Source organism: Nostoc sp. (assembly GCF_036916575.1).
Classification (GTDB): domain Bacteria; phylum Cyanobacteriota; class Cyanobacteriia; order Cyanobacteriales; family Nostocaceae; genus Nostoc.
In genome coordinates this window covers 139,903-157,791 of the sequence record NZ_JBALGC010000143.1, presented here as the reverse complement: position 1 = coordinate 157,791, position 17,889 = coordinate 139,903, and the positions used below count along the sequence as shown (strand labels likewise).

Annotated in this window: 17 protein-coding genes and 3 pseudogenes; 11 read left to right on the top strand and 9 right to left on the bottom strand. The window is 41.6% G+C overall.

Translation table 11 applies throughout. The features are described 5' to 3' along the window. Positions 1–487 precede the first annotated feature (487 nt). Entirely contained in the window at positions 488–1,570 is a 1,083-nt protein-coding gene (locus V7L29_RS32495; protein WP_334738069.1) for a peptidoglycan-binding domain-containing protein, read from the bottom strand. A gap of 486 nt (positions 1,571–2,056) precedes the next feature. Here V7L29_RS32495 and V7L29_RS32490 point away from each other — a divergent pair. From V7L29_RS32490 to V7L29_RS32470, 5 genes and pseudogenes are all read left to right on the top strand, one after another. After that, positions 2,057–2,587 (top strand): annotated as a pseudogene (locus V7L29_RS32490) (DUF3370 family protein); the annotation flags it as partial. Between the two features lie 221 nt (positions 2,588–2,808). Further along, complete coding sequence (locus tag V7L29_RS32485; RefSeq protein ID WP_334689344.1) at positions 2,809–3,144, top strand: hypothetical protein; 336 nt, start codon at positions 2,809–2,811, stop codon at positions 3,142–3,144. A gap of 269 nt (positions 3,145–3,413) precedes the next feature. Then, positions 3,414–5,630, top strand: coding sequence for a peptidase domain-containing ABC transporter (locus tag V7L29_RS32480; protein WP_334689345.1), 2,217 nt, complete (start codon positions 3,414–3,416; stop codon positions 5,628–5,630). 79 nt (positions 5,631–5,709) lie between these two features. Further along, positions 5,710–6,084 carry a biotin/lipoyl-binding protein gene (locus V7L29_RS32475; RefSeq protein WP_334738068.1) on the top strand — a complete coding sequence of 125 codons (375 nt, stop codon included), beginning with the start codon at positions 5,710–5,712 and terminating at the stop codon, positions 6,082–6,084. Positions 6,085–6,335: 251 nt separating this feature from the next. Further along, the gene (locus tag V7L29_RS32470) at positions 6,336–6,887 is read left to right on the top strand and encodes an HlyD family efflux transporter periplasmic adaptor subunit (protein WP_334738067.1); all 552 of its coding nucleotides are present in this window, start codon (positions 6,336–6,338) and stop codon (positions 6,885–6,887) included. Between the two features lie 285 nt (positions 6,888–7,172). On the opposite strand, the gene V7L29_RS32465 is transcribed toward V7L29_RS32470, so the two are convergent. From V7L29_RS32465 to V7L29_RS32455, 3 genes and pseudogenes are all read right to left on the bottom strand, one after another. Next, positions 7,173–7,988 carry a PEP-CTERM sorting domain-containing protein gene (locus V7L29_RS32465; protein ID WP_334738066.1) on the bottom strand — a complete coding sequence of 272 codons (816 nt, stop codon included), beginning with the start codon at positions 7,986–7,988 and terminating at the stop codon, positions 7,173–7,175. Positions 7,989–8,302: 314 nt separating this feature from the next. Then, positions 8,303–8,512: pseudogene (locus V7L29_RS32460) on the bottom strand (nitrogenase component 1); the annotation flags it as partial. A gap of 15 nt (positions 8,513–8,527) precedes the next feature. Further along, the gene (locus V7L29_RS32455; RefSeq protein ID WP_334738065.1) at positions 8,528–8,803 is read right to left on the bottom strand and encodes a hypothetical protein; all 276 of its coding nucleotides are present in this window, start codon (positions 8,801–8,803) and stop codon (positions 8,528–8,530) included. A gap of 310 nt (positions 8,804–9,113) precedes the next feature. On the opposite strand from V7L29_RS32455, the gene V7L29_RS32450 reads away from it, so the two are divergent. Both V7L29_RS32450 and V7L29_RS32445 read left to right on the top strand, forming a co-directional pair. Then, positions 9,114–9,641, top strand: coding sequence for a hypothetical protein (locus tag V7L29_RS32450; protein WP_334738064.1), 528 nt, complete (start codon positions 9,114–9,116; stop codon positions 9,639–9,641). A gap of 60 nt (positions 9,642–9,701) precedes the next feature. After that, positions 9,702–10,400 (top strand): type 1 glutamine amidotransferase, encoded by a 699-nt coding sequence (locus V7L29_RS32445; RefSeq protein WP_334738063.1) that lies wholly within the window; start codon positions 9,702–9,704, stop codon positions 10,398–10,400. A gap of 121 nt (positions 10,401–10,521) precedes the next feature. Here V7L29_RS32445 and V7L29_RS32440 read toward each other — a convergent pair whose 3' ends face one another. Beyond that, positions 10,522–10,959: a hypothetical protein gene (locus V7L29_RS32440; protein ID WP_334689354.1), complete on the bottom strand. Its 438-nt coding sequence runs from the start codon at positions 10,957–10,959 to the stop codon at positions 10,522–10,524. Between the two features lie 402 nt (positions 10,960–11,361). Here V7L29_RS32440 and V7L29_RS32435 point away from each other — a divergent pair, with 402 nt between their 5' ends. After that, on the top strand, positions 11,362–11,976 hold the full coding sequence (locus V7L29_RS32435) for a Uma2 family endonuclease (protein WP_334689355.1): 615 nt from the start codon (positions 11,362–11,364) through the stop codon (positions 11,974–11,976). Between the two features lie 331 nt (positions 11,977–12,307). On the opposite strand, the gene V7L29_RS32430 is transcribed toward V7L29_RS32435, so the two are convergent. The 3 genes from V7L29_RS32430 to V7L29_RS32420 all read right to left on the bottom strand — a co-directional run bounded on the left by V7L29_RS32430 (position 12,308) and on the right by V7L29_RS32420 (position 14,749). Then, positions 12,308–12,679 carry a four-helix bundle copper-binding protein gene (locus V7L29_RS32430; protein WP_334689361.1) on the bottom strand — a complete coding sequence of 124 codons (372 nt, stop codon included), beginning with the start codon at positions 12,677–12,679 and terminating at the stop codon, positions 12,308–12,310. A 626-nt stretch (positions 12,680–13,305) separates the two neighbouring features. Then, positions 13,306–13,428, bottom strand: coding sequence for a PLP-dependent transferase (locus V7L29_RS32425; protein ID WP_334738088.1), 123 nt, complete (start codon positions 13,426–13,428; stop codon positions 13,306–13,308). Positions 13,429–13,567: 139 nt separating this feature from the next. Continuing rightward, positions 13,568–14,749 (bottom strand): pyridoxal phosphate-dependent aminotransferase, encoded by a 1,182-nt coding sequence (locus V7L29_RS32420; RefSeq protein ID WP_334738087.1) that lies wholly within the window; start codon positions 14,747–14,749, stop codon positions 13,568–13,570. Positions 14,750–14,946: 197 nt separating this feature from the next. On the opposite strand from V7L29_RS32420, the gene V7L29_RS32415 reads away from it, so the two are divergent. Both V7L29_RS32415 and ribD read left to right on the top strand, forming a co-directional pair. After that, positions 14,947–15,546, top strand: coding sequence for an MBL fold metallo-hydrolase (locus tag V7L29_RS32415; RefSeq protein ID WP_334689357.1), 600 nt, complete (start codon positions 14,947–14,949; stop codon positions 15,544–15,546). Positions 15,547–15,777: 231 nt separating this feature from the next. Beyond that, positions 15,778–16,986 carry a bifunctional diaminohydroxyphosphoribosylaminopyrimidine deaminase/5-amino-6-(5-phosphoribosylamino)uracil reductase RibD gene (gene ribD, locus V7L29_RS32410; protein ID WP_334689358.1) on the top strand — a complete coding sequence of 403 codons (1,209 nt, stop codon included), beginning with the start codon at positions 15,778–15,780 and terminating at the stop codon, positions 16,984–16,986. 49 nt (positions 16,987–17,035) lie between these two features. Here the strand turns inward: ribD and V7L29_RS32405 are convergent, their stop codons facing one another. After that, positions 17,036–17,254, bottom strand: a complete 219-nt coding sequence (locus V7L29_RS32405; RefSeq protein WP_334689359.1) for a hypothetical protein — start codon at positions 17,252–17,254, stop codon at positions 17,036–17,038. A 394-nt stretch (positions 17,255–17,648) separates the two neighbouring features. Between V7L29_RS32405 and V7L29_RS32400 the strand changes: the two are divergent. Then, positions 17,649–17,858, top strand: a pseudogene (locus tag V7L29_RS32400) (transposase); the annotation flags it as partial. Between the last annotated feature and the right edge of the window lie 31 nt (positions 17,859–17,889).

Sequence of the window (17,889 nt, the reverse complement as noted above, 5' to 3'; positions counted from 1 at the left end):
CTAATTGCTGTCGTTATTTTCTATCTTGCTATCCGGGATAAAATAAGTCAAAGACGAAATCACGTACTAAGTGTAATTTTTTTTGGTGCATAGATTTATCGAATGATAGCTTTCTTGTCAAAACTGTCTGGACTATTGTTAAAAGCAGGGATAAAAGCAATCATATACCGTGGAATTAAGGTTAAAGATCAGTGTGCCCAGTAATTATCAAAGGGCTACGTCCAGAATAGTGTACACCCAAGAATATAGCTCATCAGCAAGCGATCGCTGTCGGATTTCAATAGCATATTTCTCAGCCTGTAGATCCAGAGGAATTAGTGAAGGTGATCGCCTTATGAGTCCATTAGGAAATTTTCGCTTGTGGGAAGATTTGCTGAGGTGTAATTTGTAGCCCTGCAAATAAGGAATCTTTGTAAGCTTTTTCTAACTTGTAGGACTTACTGTCCAAGCAGGCTCACGAGGATGAAATAATTTAGAATACTATTTATTAATGTCCATCATTAGACCAGTGAGGACGATCGCTAGATAATTTGATTACACCGTAAGAACTACCTAGCTGCCATAAAGTAGAATTTTCATAACTCGTTCGTGGCTCACCAATGCTGACGATAGTTCCACTAGCGTTTTTGATCTTTAAGGTTCCTGACCAAGTAATTTCCCAATCAATTGCTAATCTTTGGGTATGACGAGAGGTAAGAACAGGTCGAAAAGCAATATTATAGGCAGACACCATTTCTTTAGCAGCTTGGACAGAGCCAGCGTTAGTGTAATGTAGCCAATTAATATCTACATTGGGCATAGGTGGAACATCTTTGGCAGCAATTTCATTATTACTAATACGAAAAGCGTAATGCATTAAATAAGCCCGTTCTGAGGAACGAAATACTGAAGCTATATTAATAGTAGCTCCGGCATTTATTAAGGCTTGCTCAAAAGTTTGTACTTTTTGACGGAAGGGAGAAGCCAAATCATCAATTAAATTGCTGTCTGGAAAAAAATTAACCCAGTTTTTTCCACTAAGTTGTTGTCTTAATCTTTTGGCGTATTCGGTTATATTGTCTAAAGCCAACTCAAAATCAATACCAAGCTTGGTTTTTGTTGCATTAGAAAGCTGTTGAGCTAACGCGGATCGAAAATTGATGTCTCTTTTCTTATAAGTTTCGGTTAGTCCCCTGATACTGTTGGGGCCAAAGTCTCCATCAACTACTAACGGAGGATTTAAAGGAGCGATCGCTGTCAAACTTTGTTGTAAATTTTTGACCTCATTCTCGCCAAAGTTAAGATAGGTTAATAATTTTTTGACGGCATTAGTATAAATAGTAAAATAGATGGCAAAACCTTGCTCTAATGCTTTTTTATAAGTACCAGTATCCACAACTCCCGTCACTGCTAAACCATTCCGATTCTGATATTCACGAGTTGCTTTATCTGTAATATTCCCAAAATCTCCATCAACGGCAGCAATCGGGAAATCATTATCTAACAGAAATTGCTGCCAAGCAATTACATTAAGTCCTTCAGACTGTTTCTGGAGAGTAAGAAGTTGCAAAGCTTGAAGTTTAAAGGCCATAGTATTTATGTAATGAAACAATTGTTTTAAGCTAATTGTTCTATCAATGTTTGTCGGATAATTTCAGTCACAATCGCTGCCAAATTGGTATCTCGTACTTCATTAGAGCTATTGGGAGTCCAACAAACACTATTTGATAAAACCCACTTTGGATTTTAACATCCGCAGTTATGCTAGCTTTCCTTTAGAAGTACTTAAAAGAGAGAACAGCGATGGCTGCGCCCGCCGTAGGCATCGCATTTTCAGAAATCCGCTTCCAGGAACTTATAGTAATAACTTGTTATATTTGACACCACAGCTTGATTAACAAGCAAATTTATGCTAATTAAATTCCTATCACCTATATTCATCCCTCTATTAGGAATTGCCATAACTCAAACCTTTGGATGCACAACTTATAAAGATAGTTCAGCGATCGCTCAAACTTCACCTCAGCCAGCACCCCAAGAAATCGTACAACCAGGAGAAGTTCTAGCTTTACCAGGCAAGTTGGTGGATAATCCCCAAACCACAAATCTGACTATTCCCCAGCGTGGTAAAGCTATCTCATATACTTTAGACACATTGCGAAATGGTCGATTGGGCACTCAACAAATCCAAACAGCCAAGATGCTGGTACGTTATCCAGATACGGCATACGAAGCACATGGTAATTATGGGGTGGAATATAAACTCACCTTACCTTTAAGCAACAATACCAGCCAAAATCAGACCGTGACCGTTACTTTGGAAACACCTTTGAAGGAAGATAAATTATCCCAAGGTGGTGTACGTTTCCGCAAACCATCCCTAGATTTTCCTTTCTTCCGTGGTACAGTGCGGCTACGCTACTTCGATGACCAAGGTCAACAAAAGACGCGCTACGTACATCTATGGCACAGAACTGGTCAGGTGTTAGAACCATTGGTGCAGGTTGTACTTCCACCTTCGACTAAGCGGATAGTACAGGTAGATGTGATTTATCCGCCAGATTCGACACCGCCGCAAGTGCTGAGTGTAAGAACTTTAGAAAAGTGAGAATTGACATACTCCCCCGAATGAATTCGGGTTCCTAAAAAGTTTTAGTTATCTTCGGAAATTAACTTTCCAAAATTGGAAAGTCAATTTCCAAATTTGACGATGTGCATCTAATCAAATTTACCTATTGTAAAAAAGTGCAGAGAGGGCAAACACCTAAAACGCCAGCGCCGCACAGACTCAACTTACTAACCTGCTTCAATTAACTAAGGAGAAAAACAATGTCTAACATCAACAACCAAGACCTCTACAGCATCGAATTGGTGCAAGACCTTGATCATGAAGATGCTGCTACTGTTAGTGGTGGTAAATTATACCTTTCTGGTGGATACAATAATACTGGATATGAAATAGGTCTCTCACACGGATACAAGGATTTAGGCAAGTATGACGATACAGCATCTTGGTATGAGAATACGGGTAACAAAGGTTGGTATGCCTACACTGGTAAGTATTACACAGGTAAAGCATACTATCTAAAACCATACAGCAAAGGTAACTTTAAGGGTTATTTAGCCGGTGCTAACAACGACATCGAGTCTGTCAGACCTGCATAGTAGCTCGGTTCTATTTCATACCGCAGACTAGAATCCTGAAAAACCTAAAACAGAAAAGAATGCTCTCACATAAGCTTTTAGCTGAGTAACATCCTTTTCTAGCTGTTTGTAGGGGCGAGGTCGTTTTCGCTCCTACTTTTTTATTTCAATGAAGATGGCACAAATAAATGTAAATGGTAATACCCATAGCAAGATTTGAGCGTCGAAGTACGCGAACAGCATGAGAATCAAGTCGCAAACGGCGTAACCAAGTAATTCCCAAATTTTTTATGAAATACCAGGTTGTTCTCCAACATAGTGAAGAAGATTGCGGCGCTGCCTGCCTTGCAACTATTGCCAAACATTACGGACGCACTTTGACTCTGAGCCGAGTACGAGAAGCGGTAGGCACAGGGTCGCTAGGTACTACCCTACTTGGTTTAAATCGGGGCGCAGAAGCTTTGGGATTTAATGTCCGCCAAGTCAAAGCTTCTCCTCAACTGATCGACAGCTTAAATAAAGCTCCAATGCCCGCCATTATACATTGGAAAGGCTACCACTGGGTAGTTTTATACGGTCAAAAGGGAAAAAAATATGTAATTTGTGATCCTGGTGTTGGTATCCGTTACCTCAGCCGTCAGGAATTAGCCGAGGGTTGGAGCAATGGGATTATGCTGCTATTGCTGCCAGACGACACCCGTTTTTCCGAGCAGCCAGATGACAAAATGAGTGGTTTTGGGCGCTATCTGGTGCGTGTTTGGCCCTATCGCTTCCTTCTGGGCCAGGCGATCGCAATTAATATTGTAATCGGACTTTTGTCTCTCGCCTATCCTTTGATGATGCAACTCCTCACTGATGATGTGTTAGTGCGGGGAGATACTCAATTACTAACTACCGTGGTAATTGGGGTAATTGCCATGAACTTGTTTAAAAGTGCAATTGGTTTGGTACAGTCTCACCTCATCGGTCACTTTGGTCAGCGGTTGCAATTAGGACTGCTGCTAGACTACGGTCGAAAACTTTTACACTTGCCCTTATCTTACTTTGAAGGACATCGTAGCGGGGAAGTCGTCAGCCGAATTGCCGATATTCATGCTATCAATAATTTAGTTTCACAGATTGTTCTTGGTTTACCTAGCGAATTTTTTATTGCTCTAGTTTCCTTGGGCTTTATGCTCTTTTTGAGTTGGCAACTGACTCTGGCTTCCGTATTGGCCTTTGTGATTGTCACCTTAGTTAACCTGCTTTTCCTACCCGCCTTGCGCCAGAAAACCCGTAAACTTCTGGTTTTAGGCACTGAAAACCAAGGCTTTTTGGTGGAAACCTTTCGCGGCGTCCAAGTACTCAAAACGACCCAAGCAACTCCCCAAGCTTGGCAAGAGTATCAAACCAATTATGGTCGCCTCGCTAACTTGGGCTGGAGTACGATGAAGTTGGAACTCTACAGCAGCACATTCACTAATATTCTTTCAACTTTAACTAATATAGGTTTACTCTGGTTAGGCAGCTATTTGGTAATTAATCAAACATTATCCATCGGTCAGCTGCTAGCCTTTAACGGCATGAGTGGTAACTTTCTCGGTTTTCTAAGTTCAGTAATCGGGTTAGCTGATGAGTTTATTACTGCCCAAATTGTCATCCAACGGATGGCAGAAGTGATTGACGCTACCCCAGAAGATTTGAACGCAGAAAAAAAACCTTGGGCAAAAATTCCCACTGATGCAAATATTATCTGCACTAAAGTTAACTTCCACCATGCTGGTAGAGTTGATCTGTTGCAAGATTTTTCGTTGACTATCCCTGGTGGTAAAGCTATTGCTTTAATTGGTAAATCTGGTTGTGGTAAAAGTACCCTAGCCAAACTGATTGCTGGTTTATATTCCCTCCAGTCAGGCAATATCCGTTATGGCATCTATAATAGACAAGACTTATCTTTAGAATGTCTGCGACAGCAGGTAGTTTTAGTACCGCAAGACCCGCACTTCTGGAGTCGCTCAATTTTTGATAACTTCAACTTCAGCTATCCTGACGTGACTTTTGAAGAAATTGTCACAGCTTGCCAGATAGCAGGAGCTGATGAATTTATTAGCGAATTACCTGACAAGTATCATACCGTCTTAGGAGAATTTGGAGCTAATCTTTCTGGTGGACAACGCCAAAGATTAGCGATCGCCAGAGCGATAATTACTAACCCGCCGATACTGATTTTAGATGAATCCACAGGCGCTCTCGATCCGGCTAGTGAAGCTGAAGTACTAGATCGACTGCTTACCTATCGCCAAGGCAAAACCACAATTTTAATTAGTCACCGCCCGAAAGTCATTGAGCGAGCCGATTGGATTGTATTACTAGAGAAAGGACGTTTGCAAATCCAAGGTTCTCCAGAAGAATTGCGCCAAATTCCTGGCGACCACTTGGGCTTTTTAGAAGATGTTCGCTCATCAACTCCTAGTTTACTGGTGAAATCTTCCGGTCATGCTAATGGCAAATATGCCACCATCAGTTAATTTTCTTTGAGATTTTGGATTGCTCCTCGACCATCCCTTGCCCTCAAAAATCATCCCTCCTTTATCCTGATTCTTTATTATGGTTAGTCAGTCTAATTCTGTCTTGCTGCCCCAAGCTGAAGAAAACGATTTTCTTCCACCACTTGGTAGTTGGACTACTATAGGCGGTGTGATCACATTGGTTACTGTGACAATAGCAGTTGCCGTCGCCTCTGTAACTAAATACAAAGTCACTGTTCAAGCACAGGCAAGTCTGCGTCCTGCTGGTGAGTTGCGGCTGGTTCAGGCTGCTACGGAAGGCCCAGTTATGCGGATTTTTGTGAAAGAGAATCAAGTTGTCAAAACAGGAGATGCGATCGCTATTATTGACGACTCCCGGCTGCAAACCCAAAAGAGCCAGCTAGAAAGTGGTATTGGGCAAATAAAATTACAACTGGTTCAAATCAACGCTTAGATTCATGCCCTAGATAACCAACTTGTAGCTGAAACTGACCGCAGTAATCGTGTGGTTGCAGCAGCTCAAGCTGAATTGAGCAGTCGCAAGCGGGACTATCAAGACAAGCAAATTACCACTGTTAGTGATGTCCAAGAAGCCTCTGCAAATATGAGGCACAAGAACGCATTGCTCAAGAAAAAGCTACGGCGCAAGCTAACATCGCCACATCAAGCAAAGAACGCAACGCGCTTATTCAGCAACGGATTGAAATGCAAAAACAGTTCGAGCATGATAGCCGCCAACTTAAACAAGTGAATATCGAGCTCAAGGAAACGATCATTTCTGCAACAGCAGACGGTGTTATTTCCAAGCTTAACCTACGTAACCCCGGCCAAACATTGCGCCCTGGAGATGAAATCGCCCAAATTGTACCTACTTCTGCCCCCTTGGTGATTAAGGCAATGGTAGGAACTGAGGATAAAAGCAAGTTGAAGCCAGAACAAAACGTCCAAATGCGAGTTTCTGCTTGTCCTTATCCAGATTACGGTACTCTCAAAGGTAAAGTTAAATCAATTTCTCCAGATGCCTTTTTTCCAGCAGCGAATAATGGTGCTGCTACAGGTGCTACTACAATTGCAACTACTACCAAAGGTGCTGCCTTCTATGAGGTGACAATTGAACCTCAAAGTCTGTCTTTAGGTCGAGGAAACAAACAATGTTCGATTCAAATGGGAATGGAAGGCAGAGCCGATATTATTTCTAAACAAGAAACTGTACTCCAATTATTTTTGAGAAAAGCAAGGCTAATTGTAGATGTTTGACGTTGCTGGTTGCCTTTTGGCAATATATCTAGAGAAACGTTTGTTTTGCCAGTTTATGTAATTTTTAAGAAAAAAGAACTAATGTCAGGAATTGAAATATCCCAAGAGTTACAGGAAGTTTAGCTAAATAGCAGTTTTTTGACAAATGCTGCTGCTTTCAACATTAATTTATCCTGTGTATGAATTGGCGTGTTGAGAAAATTCTTTAGTAAGGTTGAGACTGCAACAGTTGAACTTATCCAACTGTTGCAAGTTAAGGATTTAAACCTCTAAAATCTGATGCATTTAGTGCAATACTTGACGATATCTACGCAATTTCCATGCTGGGAGACAAGATAAGCCGATTAACAAGAAACCAGAGATTGATGGTTCTGGAACTTTAGTAATTACCAACGAAAGATTATCTGCATAAGCGTCGTTTACTCGTCCTCTTGCATAAGTGGCGTTCAGCAGTACATTAATTTGACGTGTACCCACAGGTACAGAGCCATCAGTTGACTGCAAAAATAAGCCTGTGATGTTGTTTCTTTGCGCGGGAGTTGGCGAAGTAATACTAGCTATGCCTAGAGAGTGGTTAGCTTGATCAAGGAAAGTAATCTTCAGTGCTGCGCTATCTTCATCAGTGCTATATCCCCCCAACCAGCCGTTCAAGTTAAACCTACCTTGACCTGCATCAATAGTTGAGGCCAGATCAGATATATCAATTAATTGCGAAGCACTGGAAGAGGCTCGATCAGCACCGCCAAAGAATAAATTTGCGCCGCGATCGCTTGGCCCAGGAACATCAGTACCAGGAACAGTAACGTTCACTACATTGCCTGAGGGGTTGGTAAAGCTAAAACCTGTTGCCCCATACTTTAAGACACTGAAACTACCTGTCGTAGTCCAGCCAGGGATAGTAGGTATATCAGCCCCAACAGCGTTATCAATTGGGTCTCCTTGCCCTTGTTCTGCATCACCATTTACTATCAGATTAGTGCCAAAGGTGGCAGCATAGATCGGATTAGAAAGCAAGAGACTAAATGCAAGTCCTGCTATCAAGGTTGTACCAATCTTGGCCATTGTTTGAGGAAAAAAAGGAAAGATAGTTAGTTTATTCATAGTTTGTTTTCTCTTTAGATTTACTAACAGCTTGCTTCAAAATTAACTAGATTGCTCGATTTTCTAACTATTCTATGTTTTCGATTAAAAATATCATACCAACTTGGTTGGATAAAATCAATTCAACTACGTAACTAAACGCTGAATTTATCAAAACTTTAAGTAAAAACTTTTGATTCTTTATACAGATAAAACCCGCCTACGCGGGTTTCAAATTCCTTGAGTCCGTCTACGCGGACTACCCTTCGGTTTCTCCAAAAAAGTATGTTTGCAAGATGAACCGCGATTTCTAATCAACACGTATATTTGCTTCTCTATGTCCAATAAATCTCTTTAAAACGAAAAGCTCTATCCCAATCGTTAGCAATTACTTCCATCATATTGATCATGCCTTCATAGCTAAAATATGGCTTGTCAACATAAGTTTCTCTGTTAGTGGGGCTAAATACATCAAAAGCAATTTTGATTCCCAATTCCTCTGCCATGTATTTTTCCCATGCCGAGCCAATCACAGCATCAACATCAAACTCTTTTAAGGTCTATTTTACCTGATAGCCATCTGCCGAAAATACTACGCGGGGAGCAAGACTGAGGCTGTGTAATTCTTGCTCCAAAATTGAACGAGAATCAGGCATCGCTGAACGAAATAATAAGACTTCCGGAATCATCTCTAATTCTTCAAAGAGCATTCTGATTAGTCCAATGCCAAGCCTCCCATCCGCAGATACGGCAATTCTACAGTTACGATATTGGGGAATAATCATCAATGCTCGTTTGCGAAGTGTATCTACGACCTCATGAGCATTATACCCCAATACGCTTGGGTTAAGAATTTCTTCCTTCTCTTTGCGTCCTTTGCGTCCTTGGCGGTTCGTTAAAAAAATTGATTTGAAGAAAGAGTTTTAGCCTTAACCCAAGCGTATTGCATCATACCCAGCTGCGACAGTGGACGCGCAACCCTGTGGAGACTAAATCACAATACTGACATCTTTAATCCCAGCAACTGTAGTTGCAATACCTTCAAGGGCACAGCCAACTACTGGGTCTTTACTATGGTCACAATTGTCAAAAGTTTTTCCAGCAGACATTTTTTTCTCCTGTTTTTCTAAGGCTTGACTATGGTAAATGCGTTTCACGCAGCCTGTAGCGACTTTTGCCTTAACATTTCCGTGTTTCGCGCAGCCTGTAACAGCTTCTGTCTTAAGAGTAGCGACTTCTGCCTTGACGTTTCCGTGTTTCGCGCAGCCTGTAATAACTTCTGTCTTAAGAGTAGCGACTTCTGCCTTGACGTTTCCGTGTTTCGCGCAGCCTGTAATAACTTCCGTCTCGACGTTTCCGTGTTTTGTGCAGCCTGTAATGGCTTCTGTCTTAAGAGTAGCGACTTTTGCCTCGACGTTACCGTATTTCGCGAATGCTGACCATCCTAGACATCGAGTAGCATTAGAGCATCAACAATCGATTTACCGCTATATCAAGAGCCTTGCTCAATCCGCAGAAGTTTCATCACCGGAACATTTAGCCCGACAACTGCTTCTGCTCGTGCAAGGTGCGATCATGGTTGCAATGATGGAAGGAAGTTGGTCAACCGCTTCTCAGGCGAAAAAAGTGGCGGCAACGCTAATCCAGATTGGATCAAAATCCGGCGTTACATAAAGTCTATTATATGATTTAATGTAAAAAATCACACTGCAACTAAGTTCGGAGCAGTCAGGGATGAGAATTCATTACTTACAACACGTACCATTTGAAGGACTTGCTAGTATTGAACAGTGGTTGACAACGAAAGATCATATTCTCTCTGCAACTAAGTTTTATAACGGTGACACTTTACCATCTGTTGATGACCTAGATTGTGTAATAGTAATGGGTGGGCCGATGAATATTTACGAGGATGATAAGTATCCTTGGTTAACTTTGGAAAAACATTTTATTAAAGAAGCAATCAAAAAAAATAAAATAGTTATTGGTATTTGTCTTGGTTCGCAGCTACTCGCTGATGTTTTAGGTTCTAAAGTTTACAAAGGTCAGGAGAAAGAAATAGGTTGGTATCCGATTGAAGTCACAACAGAAGCACAAAAATCTCCTGTTTTTGCTTCATTTCCTGCGTCTTTCCCTGTGTTTCATTGGCATGGTGATACTTTTGACTTACCTTCGGGTGCTGTACGACTAGCCTATAGTGAAGTATGTGCAAACCAAGCTTTCATTTATGAAGATAGAGTATTAGGTTTACAATTTCATCTAGAATCAACTAAAGACAGCGTTAGGCAAATTATTGAAAATTGCGCTTCGGAATTAGTTGTAGGTAAATATATTCAGAAACCTGAAGAAATGCTTGCACGAGATGATGATTTTAGTAATATAAATACTGCCATGTGCAAAATTTTAGATTATTTTGCTACTTTTACGAAATAAACCGTTCTTAGTCGTGAAATACCTTTTAAAGCAAAATTAGAGTTTTAATTACATGGTTAGCATAGTCTTGCTCCCAAGTCTCTAAACAGTTTTTCAGAGATTATTGAAACAATATTACAATTTATCGACAATATTTTTGGAGAAGAGATACAGCTAATTCATAACTATTAGGTTGAGTTTGTATTGCATAGGCTTCTCTTTCTAAATCTTGTCTGGTAACATCAGTATAACGCATAAAAAAAGGTCGAGCATAATTGCTAGGCTGAATATTTAGACCCAAAACTTTTATTTTTCCTTTTCCTGCACATACCTGTGCAGCATGAACAGCTTCATGAATTATGGTCTGAGTCCCAATGTGTAACTCAAACACTACTGGATTAATCCAAATTTTTTTGTCAACCTCTCTTAGTAAACCGTATGCTCCTCGCTTTGGTGGTAGCTCAATTATTACTTGAAAACCGAACTTTTCTAATTGATTTTTTAAATTGAGAAATTTCGGTTCAGGATTAGATGTCTGAGAAAGCAGAAATAGAGAATTTAATATTAAAAATTTATTCACAAAACTAGCATTGCTCAATTCAAACAGTATCACCCATCTACCCACAAGCCGACAAGCCGATTGCCTTACTCTTCCCCCTCAGTTCACGATTATCCAAGGCTTTGAACAGACGAAAAAATAGAAACCGACAGGTCAGACCATCTGTTTGATGATCCACGCTTCAGCAAAGTTAGCTGGAAAAACAGGACAAGCTTGGCGAGAAAAATGGGAACAAGACGATAACTCACGTTAATTTGATTACTTCAGTCCTTGGATTTTAGAGGAAAGATAGAAATGCGTCCTCTTTGTACCTCCTGAACAGGTTACCAGTGCCGGAGGCGATCGCAAAGACAAGCGTGTAGAATGTGTTAGTTAATAGGGTAGGCATCTTTCACTTAAATCCCTATTGTCTAAGAGCTCAAGATGGTACAGACACCCGCCAGTCCAGAAACCGAAACCTTGTTGATTGAGTTGCCTAAGACAATCGGGTTGTACGTCACCCAGAAACAGTTTGCCGCTTTAGCAGCAGCCAACCGAGACTTGAGACTGGAAAGAACCGCAGATGGAGAGTTAATTGTGAACCCACCAACGGGTTGGGAAACTGGAGAACGCAATTGGAGTATTTCAGGAGAGTTATATTTATGGTGGCGTAATTCAGGCGAACCGGGTAAAGCCTTTGACTCCTCGACTGGCTTCATTTTACCCAATGGTGCGACTCGCTCACCCGATGCCTCTTGGGTGAGCCGAGAACGTTGGCAGACACTTACTCCAGAACAAAAAGGAACGTTTCCTAATATCTGTCCGGATTTTGTTGTAGAGTTACGCTCTAGCTCAGATCGGCTTGGGTCTTTGCAAGCTAAGATGAAGGAGTACATTGACAATGGCGCTCTGCTGGGCTGGTTAATCGATCCGCAGCAGCGACGGGTGGAAATTTATCGACCCGGATTGGCAGTGGAAGTGTTGGAGAATCCGACTGAGTTGTCCGGTGAAGCGGTGTTAGCGGGTTTTGTGTTGAGTTTGCGTCGGGTGTGGGATTGAAAATTGAATATCTCTTAGATGAATCTGCAATCTGCCAGGGGAGTGTCACTTTCTTCCAGAGGTTTCCCCTAGATACCATAGTTACTTCAACAGATCCCAAGCTAACAATGATTCTACTGGATAAAACTATTTTTAATGCGTTCCCGTTCAGGTTGCCGTAGACATCGCTTCTAATCCGGAAACTAATTTAAGTAATATTAATGCTTTTTAGAGTATTGGTTTAGACTTGCATCAACTAATAATTTTAGAAGTCTTTACTTCAAGCGCCCAGACCCGAAGGACTGAGCGCTTGAATATTAGGTTGCAGATAAACTTCTGCGAGGTAGGAGAATTATGCAGGCATCATGTGCATACTTCTGCAAGACTCTGCACACTTACGGCAAGCGGCAGCACATTCCATCATTTTCGCGTCATCGCTCATCATCTCACAAGCCATTGCAGTGCGATCGCACATTTCAGCACACAGCATACAAGTGCGTTCCATGAACTCAGAACCGCTCATCATCATATTCATGCACATCATACACATTTCAGAGCAATCGCGCATCATGCTCATCATGCTCATCATGCTCTTGTCCATGTCCTTACCACCTTTGCTCATGCAGTAAGTCATTGTTTCCATGCACATTTTGTGACATTCCATGCAAGCATCCATGCAAGCTTGCATTTCGGGAGTCATGGTTTCAGTCATCATCATCATCATCGGAAATACCTCCTGATTTTTTGATGCATAAATACTGTCCTTGGAAGGACTACTCATAACATTAGTCCTATCCTTTTAAAGAGTCAATGGGGTTTTTAATCCAGAATTTATAAGCCTACTATCCCGATATAATTACCGGAAATCTTAATTAATTCTACACTAGTTTAGTGTTGTTTTTATGGAAATTACTACGCACTAAGGCTTAAAAACCCTAGTTTTTGAGTGGGGTTTTATTAAGCAAGTTAACTTTCCGTCAGAAATTAAAAGTTAGAGTTAAATCTGAATCAAAAATAATGTCATGTTTTTTAACAAACGTCAAAAGAAAGTATTTATGAACTTATATTAACTCAAAACTTATTAACTTTTATTAACTTGAAGATAGACATGCTTCAAAATTCGTAATTCGTAATCACCCTCTCTACGAGACGCTCTTGCTAGCTGGCTTTTGAGTAGGGGTACGAATACTCGCTAACGTAATTTGTAATTATGTTTCTGGTGGAATTTAAATCCCTGGCGAAACAAAGCTATCTATGAAAGTAGGGATCTCAAACCCTATAGTTAATTACGATAGATCAAGTTTACAACGCCGAATGAAAATCGGTTTTTCCTACGCCAATGACCAATTTTCAAGCTAGAGCATTTTCTAAATCAGCTTGCAAATCTTGCTGATGTTCAATTCCTACCGAAAGACGGACTAAATTATCCTTTATTTTGCGTTTGAATCTTTCTGCTTCTGGTGTAGCTTCAATAATAGTGCCATTCGTATTGAATTAATTTGGATGCTGAAACGAACCGCATACTCCTACAAAGAAGCAAGCTAGCAAGAGCGTCTCCAAGAGTTGGACGCAAAGGGCGCGAAGAGAAGAGAGGAGAAGAGAAAAATAGATATTAAAATCTTACTTTTAACGTTGGCTGTAGTTTGAGTAAGCGATCGCTCGCTGTTTGTAATGTCTCAGGTCTTTTGCTGAAGCAAAATCTGATCAATGAATGTCCTTTTTCTGGTTGGCTGAAAAAGCTGGAACCGGGAACTACGGCAACACCAATCTCTTTAATTAGATGGTAAGTGAATTCAACATCTGTTTTGTAGCCGAATTTGGTAATATCTGCGAGCACGTAATAGGCTCCTTTGGGAAGGAAATAGGGAATGCCAACTTGATCTAGAATTTGTAAAATGCTGTCTCGCTTCTGGTGATAAAGTTTGGCTAGTTCTTCATAATACGATGGTGGTAGTTGCATGGCGGCAACTCCGGCTCGTTGTAATGGTGCAGGAGCACCAACGGTGAGGAAATCATGAACTTTGCGAATCGCTCCTGTCAATTCGGGGTTTGCCAAAATGTAGCCGACTCGCCATCCAGTGACGCTATAAGTTTTGGATAAACCGTTAATAGTAACAGTTCGTTCTTCCATACCCGGAAGTGTCGCTAAGGCAATATGTTGAGTGCCGTCATAGAGAATATGTTCATAGATTTCATCAGTGAACGCTAACACATCCCACTTTTGACAAAGTTCAGCAATTAGGCTGAGTTCTTCATGGGTGAAGACTTTACCTGTGGGATTATGGGGTGTGTTGATAATAATAGCTTTGGTATTGGCATTGAAAGCTTGACGCAACTGTGCTTCATCAAATGTCCAATGGGGAGGATGCAGTGTCACGTAGCGGGGTTTAGCACCAGCTAAAATCGCATCAGGGCCGTAGTTTTCGTAATACGGCTCAAATACAATCACTTCGTCACCGGGATCGACTGTCGCTAGCATTACAGCTGCCATTGCTTCTGTGGAACCGCAGGTAACGGTGATTTGGGTTTCGGGATCGATATCCAAGCCGAGATACCAACGAACTTTGTTGGCGATCGCATGACGAAATGGGCGATCGCCCCAAGTAATGGCATACTGGTTGACATCTGCCTCTATTGCTTCGTAAGCTGCCTGTTTCAACTCCAAGGGACAGGGAAAATCAGGGAACCCCTGCGCCAGATTCACTGCACTATATTGCAGTGCTACCCTTGTCATTTCTCGAATCACCGACTCTGTAAACTGGTCTGCCTTCGCTGATATTTTTTGGCGCTGCATCTGACTCACCCCTATACCTCCATTGATCTCTATTGCGGTTATACGGGAATTTCTATAAACCAAATAAAATTCATAGTATCGATAGATTTATCGTAGTATACTCAAATTCCAGATCCAGAGAGAATGCAGCCTTATAATCTATATACTTAATTATTGATATTAATAGTCAATTATTGAAGTAGTGATCCAGAATCATCATGAAATCTTTGCACCGTCCCGATCTCTATAGCTGGTCTAATTTCAATCCGGCAAGAAATATTGATTTCAATGGGATTGCCTGGATTCGCCCAGATGGCAACATCTTGATTGACCCAGTAGCCCTATCAAACCATGATTGGAATCATCTAAAATCCCTCGGTGGTGTAGTTTGGATTGTGCTGACGAATTCCGAGCATATCAGGGCAAGTAAAGAAATTGCCGATCAAACCTATGCTAAGATAGCTGGCCCTCTGGCAGAAAAAGACACTTTCCCTATACCTTGCGATCGCTGGCTGTCTGATGGTGAAGAATTTGTGCCAGGACTTAAGGTGATTGAACTCCAAGGCTCGAAAACTCCCGGTGAATTGGCTCTGTTATTGGAAGAGACGACTTTGATTACAGGAGATTTAGTCAGGGCACGCAAAGCAGGTAGCTTAACTATATTGCCAGATGACAAGCTGCTGAATCGAGAGGAGGCTGTTGCTTCTATTCACAGATTGGCTCAACTGAGTCGGGTAGAAGCAGTGCTAGTGGGGGATGGTTGGCCCGTCTTCCGCGATGGAAGCGATCGCTTACAGGAACTTGTAGCGACGCTGTAAATGGTAGGGTAGCACAGCTAGCTGTGCTACCCTACAGGAAATTGTAGTTTCAAATAGATGAAAAAGGCTGTAAGAAGAATTGTAATCTGAATATTAAAGGCTGATGCAAGTTAAGACAGCTATTGATAGCACCTGGATTTAACTCTGTTTAATTATCAGGAGCAAAGTGCGATTCTCCTGTGAAAAGGCTGCGCGATCGCGTGCAGAATATTTACAGTATTGTCTAAAATTATGGATAATTCCCCAGTGGTCGCTCAAGCAGATGCATCCTTACCAAATTACACTCAGGAAAATATACTTTTAGTGGAGTCAGCGGTTGGATCAAATTCTTCTATAAAGGAAAAGGTAGGAAGTGACTTTGACTCTCGCATGATGCTGCGGTGTTTGGAACTTGCTCGCCGCGCTTTAGGACGTACTTCGCCAAATCCGCTAGTCGGAGCGGTGATTGTCAAGGATGGCGAGATTGTCGGCGAAGGGTTTCATCCTCGTGTAGGTGAGCCTCATGCAGAAGTGTTTGCCTTGAGGGCAGCAGGCGATCGCTCTCGTGGTGCAACAATCTATGTCAGCCTCGAACCTTGCAATCACTACGGACGTACTCCCCCTTGTTCGGAAGGATTGATTAAAGCTGGAGTGGCAAAAGTGGTAGTAGGTATGGTTGACCCCAATCCACTGGTAGCTGGCGGTGGTATTGCCCGTTTACGTGCGGCGGGGATCGATGTATTAGTAGGAGTAGAAGAGTCAGCTTGTCATCAGCTAAATGAAGCTTTTGTGCATCGCATTCTCTACAAACGACCTTTGGGAATTTTAAAATATGCCATGACTTTAGATGGCAAAATTGCTACTACCTCTGGTCACAGCGCCTGGGTGACAAGCCAAGAGGCCCGCACTGAAGTACATCAGCTGCGGGTAGCTTGTGATGCAATAATTGTCGGTGGTAATACAGTCCGACAGGACAATCCTTACTTAACCAGCCATCAAGTCGGGGCACATAATCCCCTACGGGTGGTGATGAGTCGCCATCTGAATTTACCGGAAAGTGCCCATCTATGGCAAACTGCAGATGCTCCGACTTTGGTGTTGACACAGCAGGGTGCTAACCCCGATTTTCAAGAACTGTTGCGAAAATTGGGAGTGGAGGTGGTGGAATTAACATCACTTACACCAGATAAGGCAATGGCGTACTTATATGAGCGGGGTTTTTGTAGCGTGTTGTGGGAATGTGGTGGAACCTTAGCTGCTAGTGCGATCGCTCAAGGAGCAGTGCAAAAAGTTCTAGCATTTATCGCCCCGAAAATCATTGGTGGTAGTATTGCTCCCACACCTGTGGGCGATTTAGGTTTTACTACTATGACTGAGGCGTTGTCTCTAGAACGTGTTCGTTGGCGTGTAGTAGGCTCTGACTGTTTAGTAGAAGGTTATTTCCCCCAAAAAAGACAATAGTCAATAGTAATAACACTTGACTCTCAATCAATTAATCGTGATTTTGCGTTCATGAACACTGACGTTCATGGGCAATATCACGTATAAGGGCTAGCCGAGATTGAATGTAGTGGCACAGAAAATCAGTTTCGTTAGAATCTAACAACACTTGCGTTTCGGTTTGTTTCACTAACCACTGCACCAAGTTAGCATCATCAAGTTGCAAGAGGAGCTTGGCTTGGGCGGTTTCAACCACTGACCAAAGCTGACGCATAATTGTAGGAGTCATCAAACCTCAATTGAATAATTAGCTTAGTTGTCTTCAGATTACACAATTTTGATCGCACTTGACGACATGAATGTACAAGCCGAGACAAGTATTATTAAAAACTTAATAATGGTATTTATAACTTTATGAAGATTAAGAATTTAAAACTCAGTTGTGAAAATGGGCATGGGGCATTGGGCATTGGGCATGAGAAAGACAGATTTTCATGGGTTTAGTTGCAAAACTTAGAAAACAAATGCACTAATTCTAAAAACTGGGTTTTTGTGCTTGATCAGACCGAAATTATGTTGATTGTAGCCCAAAAAAGCCAGTTTTTTAAAGAATATATTGAATCTGGAATCTGTCTTATAGAATACAAAACCTTGCAAAAGCTATTTAACTGTCAAATAACATTTGTATCGATCAACAGCGGGTAGAAAAGCGAGAGCCAACTGGCAAAACCCTTGGTATTGATGTTGGTTTGACTCACTTCTATACTGATAGTGAAGGCAATACAGTTGAAAATCCTAGACACTTGCATAAAAGTGAGAAGTTGCTTAAACGTCAATACGCTTGGGTTAAGAGCAGGACTTACCCGAAAATTAAGAAAAACGAACCACAAAGGGGAGGCAGCGCGGTCTTCTCCCAAAGGGAGA

Excerpts from the sequence above, each read along its gene's own strand:
- V7L29_RS32485 (WP_334689344.1), top strand. The coding sequence starts at position 2,809 with ATGTCTAACATCAACAACCAAGACCTCTACAGCATCGAATTGGTGCAA.
- V7L29_RS32495 (WP_334738069.1), bottom strand. The coding sequence starts at position 1,570 with ATGGCCTTTAAACTTCAAGCTTTGCAACTTCTTACTCTCCAGAAACAG.
- V7L29_RS32480 (WP_334689345.1), top strand. The coding sequence starts at position 3,414 with ATGAAATACCAGGTTGTTCTCCAACATAGTGAAGAAGATTGCGGCGCT.
- V7L29_RS32405 (WP_334689359.1), bottom strand. The coding sequence starts at position 17,254 with ATGACTCCTACAATTATGCGTCAGCTTTGGTCAGTGGTTGAAACCGCC.
- V7L29_RS32435 (WP_334689355.1), top strand. The coding sequence starts at position 11,362 with ATGGTACAGACACCCGCCAGTCCAGAAACCGAAACCTTGTTGATTGAG.
- V7L29_RS32475 (WP_334738068.1), top strand. The coding sequence starts at position 5,710 with ATGGTTAGTCAGTCTAATTCTGTCTTGCTGCCCCAAGCTGAAGAAAAC.
- V7L29_RS32465 (WP_334738066.1), bottom strand. The coding sequence starts at position 7,988 with ATGAATAAACTAACTATCTTTCCTTTTTTTCCTCAAACAATGGCCAAG.
- ribD (WP_334689358.1), top strand. The coding sequence starts at position 15,778 with ATGGATAATTCCCCAGTGGTCGCTCAAGCAGATGCATCCTTACCAAAT.
- V7L29_RS32450 (WP_334738064.1), top strand. The coding sequence starts at position 9,114 with ATGCGTTTCACGCAGCCTGTAGCGACTTTTGCCTTAACATTTCCGTGT.
- V7L29_RS32415 (WP_334689357.1), top strand. The coding sequence starts at position 14,947 with ATGAAATCTTTGCACCGTCCCGATCTCTATAGCTGGTCTAATTTCAAT.
- V7L29_RS32430 (WP_334689361.1), bottom strand. The coding sequence starts at position 12,679 with ATGATGATGATGATGACTGAAACCATGACTCCCGAAATGCAAGCTTGC.
- V7L29_RS32445 (WP_334738063.1), top strand. The coding sequence starts at position 9,702 with ATGAGAATTCATTACTTACAACACGTACCATTTGAAGGACTTGCTAGT.
- V7L29_RS32420 (WP_334738087.1), bottom strand. The coding sequence starts at position 14,749 with ATGCAGCGCCAAAAAATATCAGCGAAGGCAGACCAGTTTACAGAGTCG.
- V7L29_RS32470 (WP_334738067.1), top strand. The coding sequence starts at position 6,336 with ATGCAAAAACAGTTCGAGCATGATAGCCGCCAACTTAAACAAGTGAAT.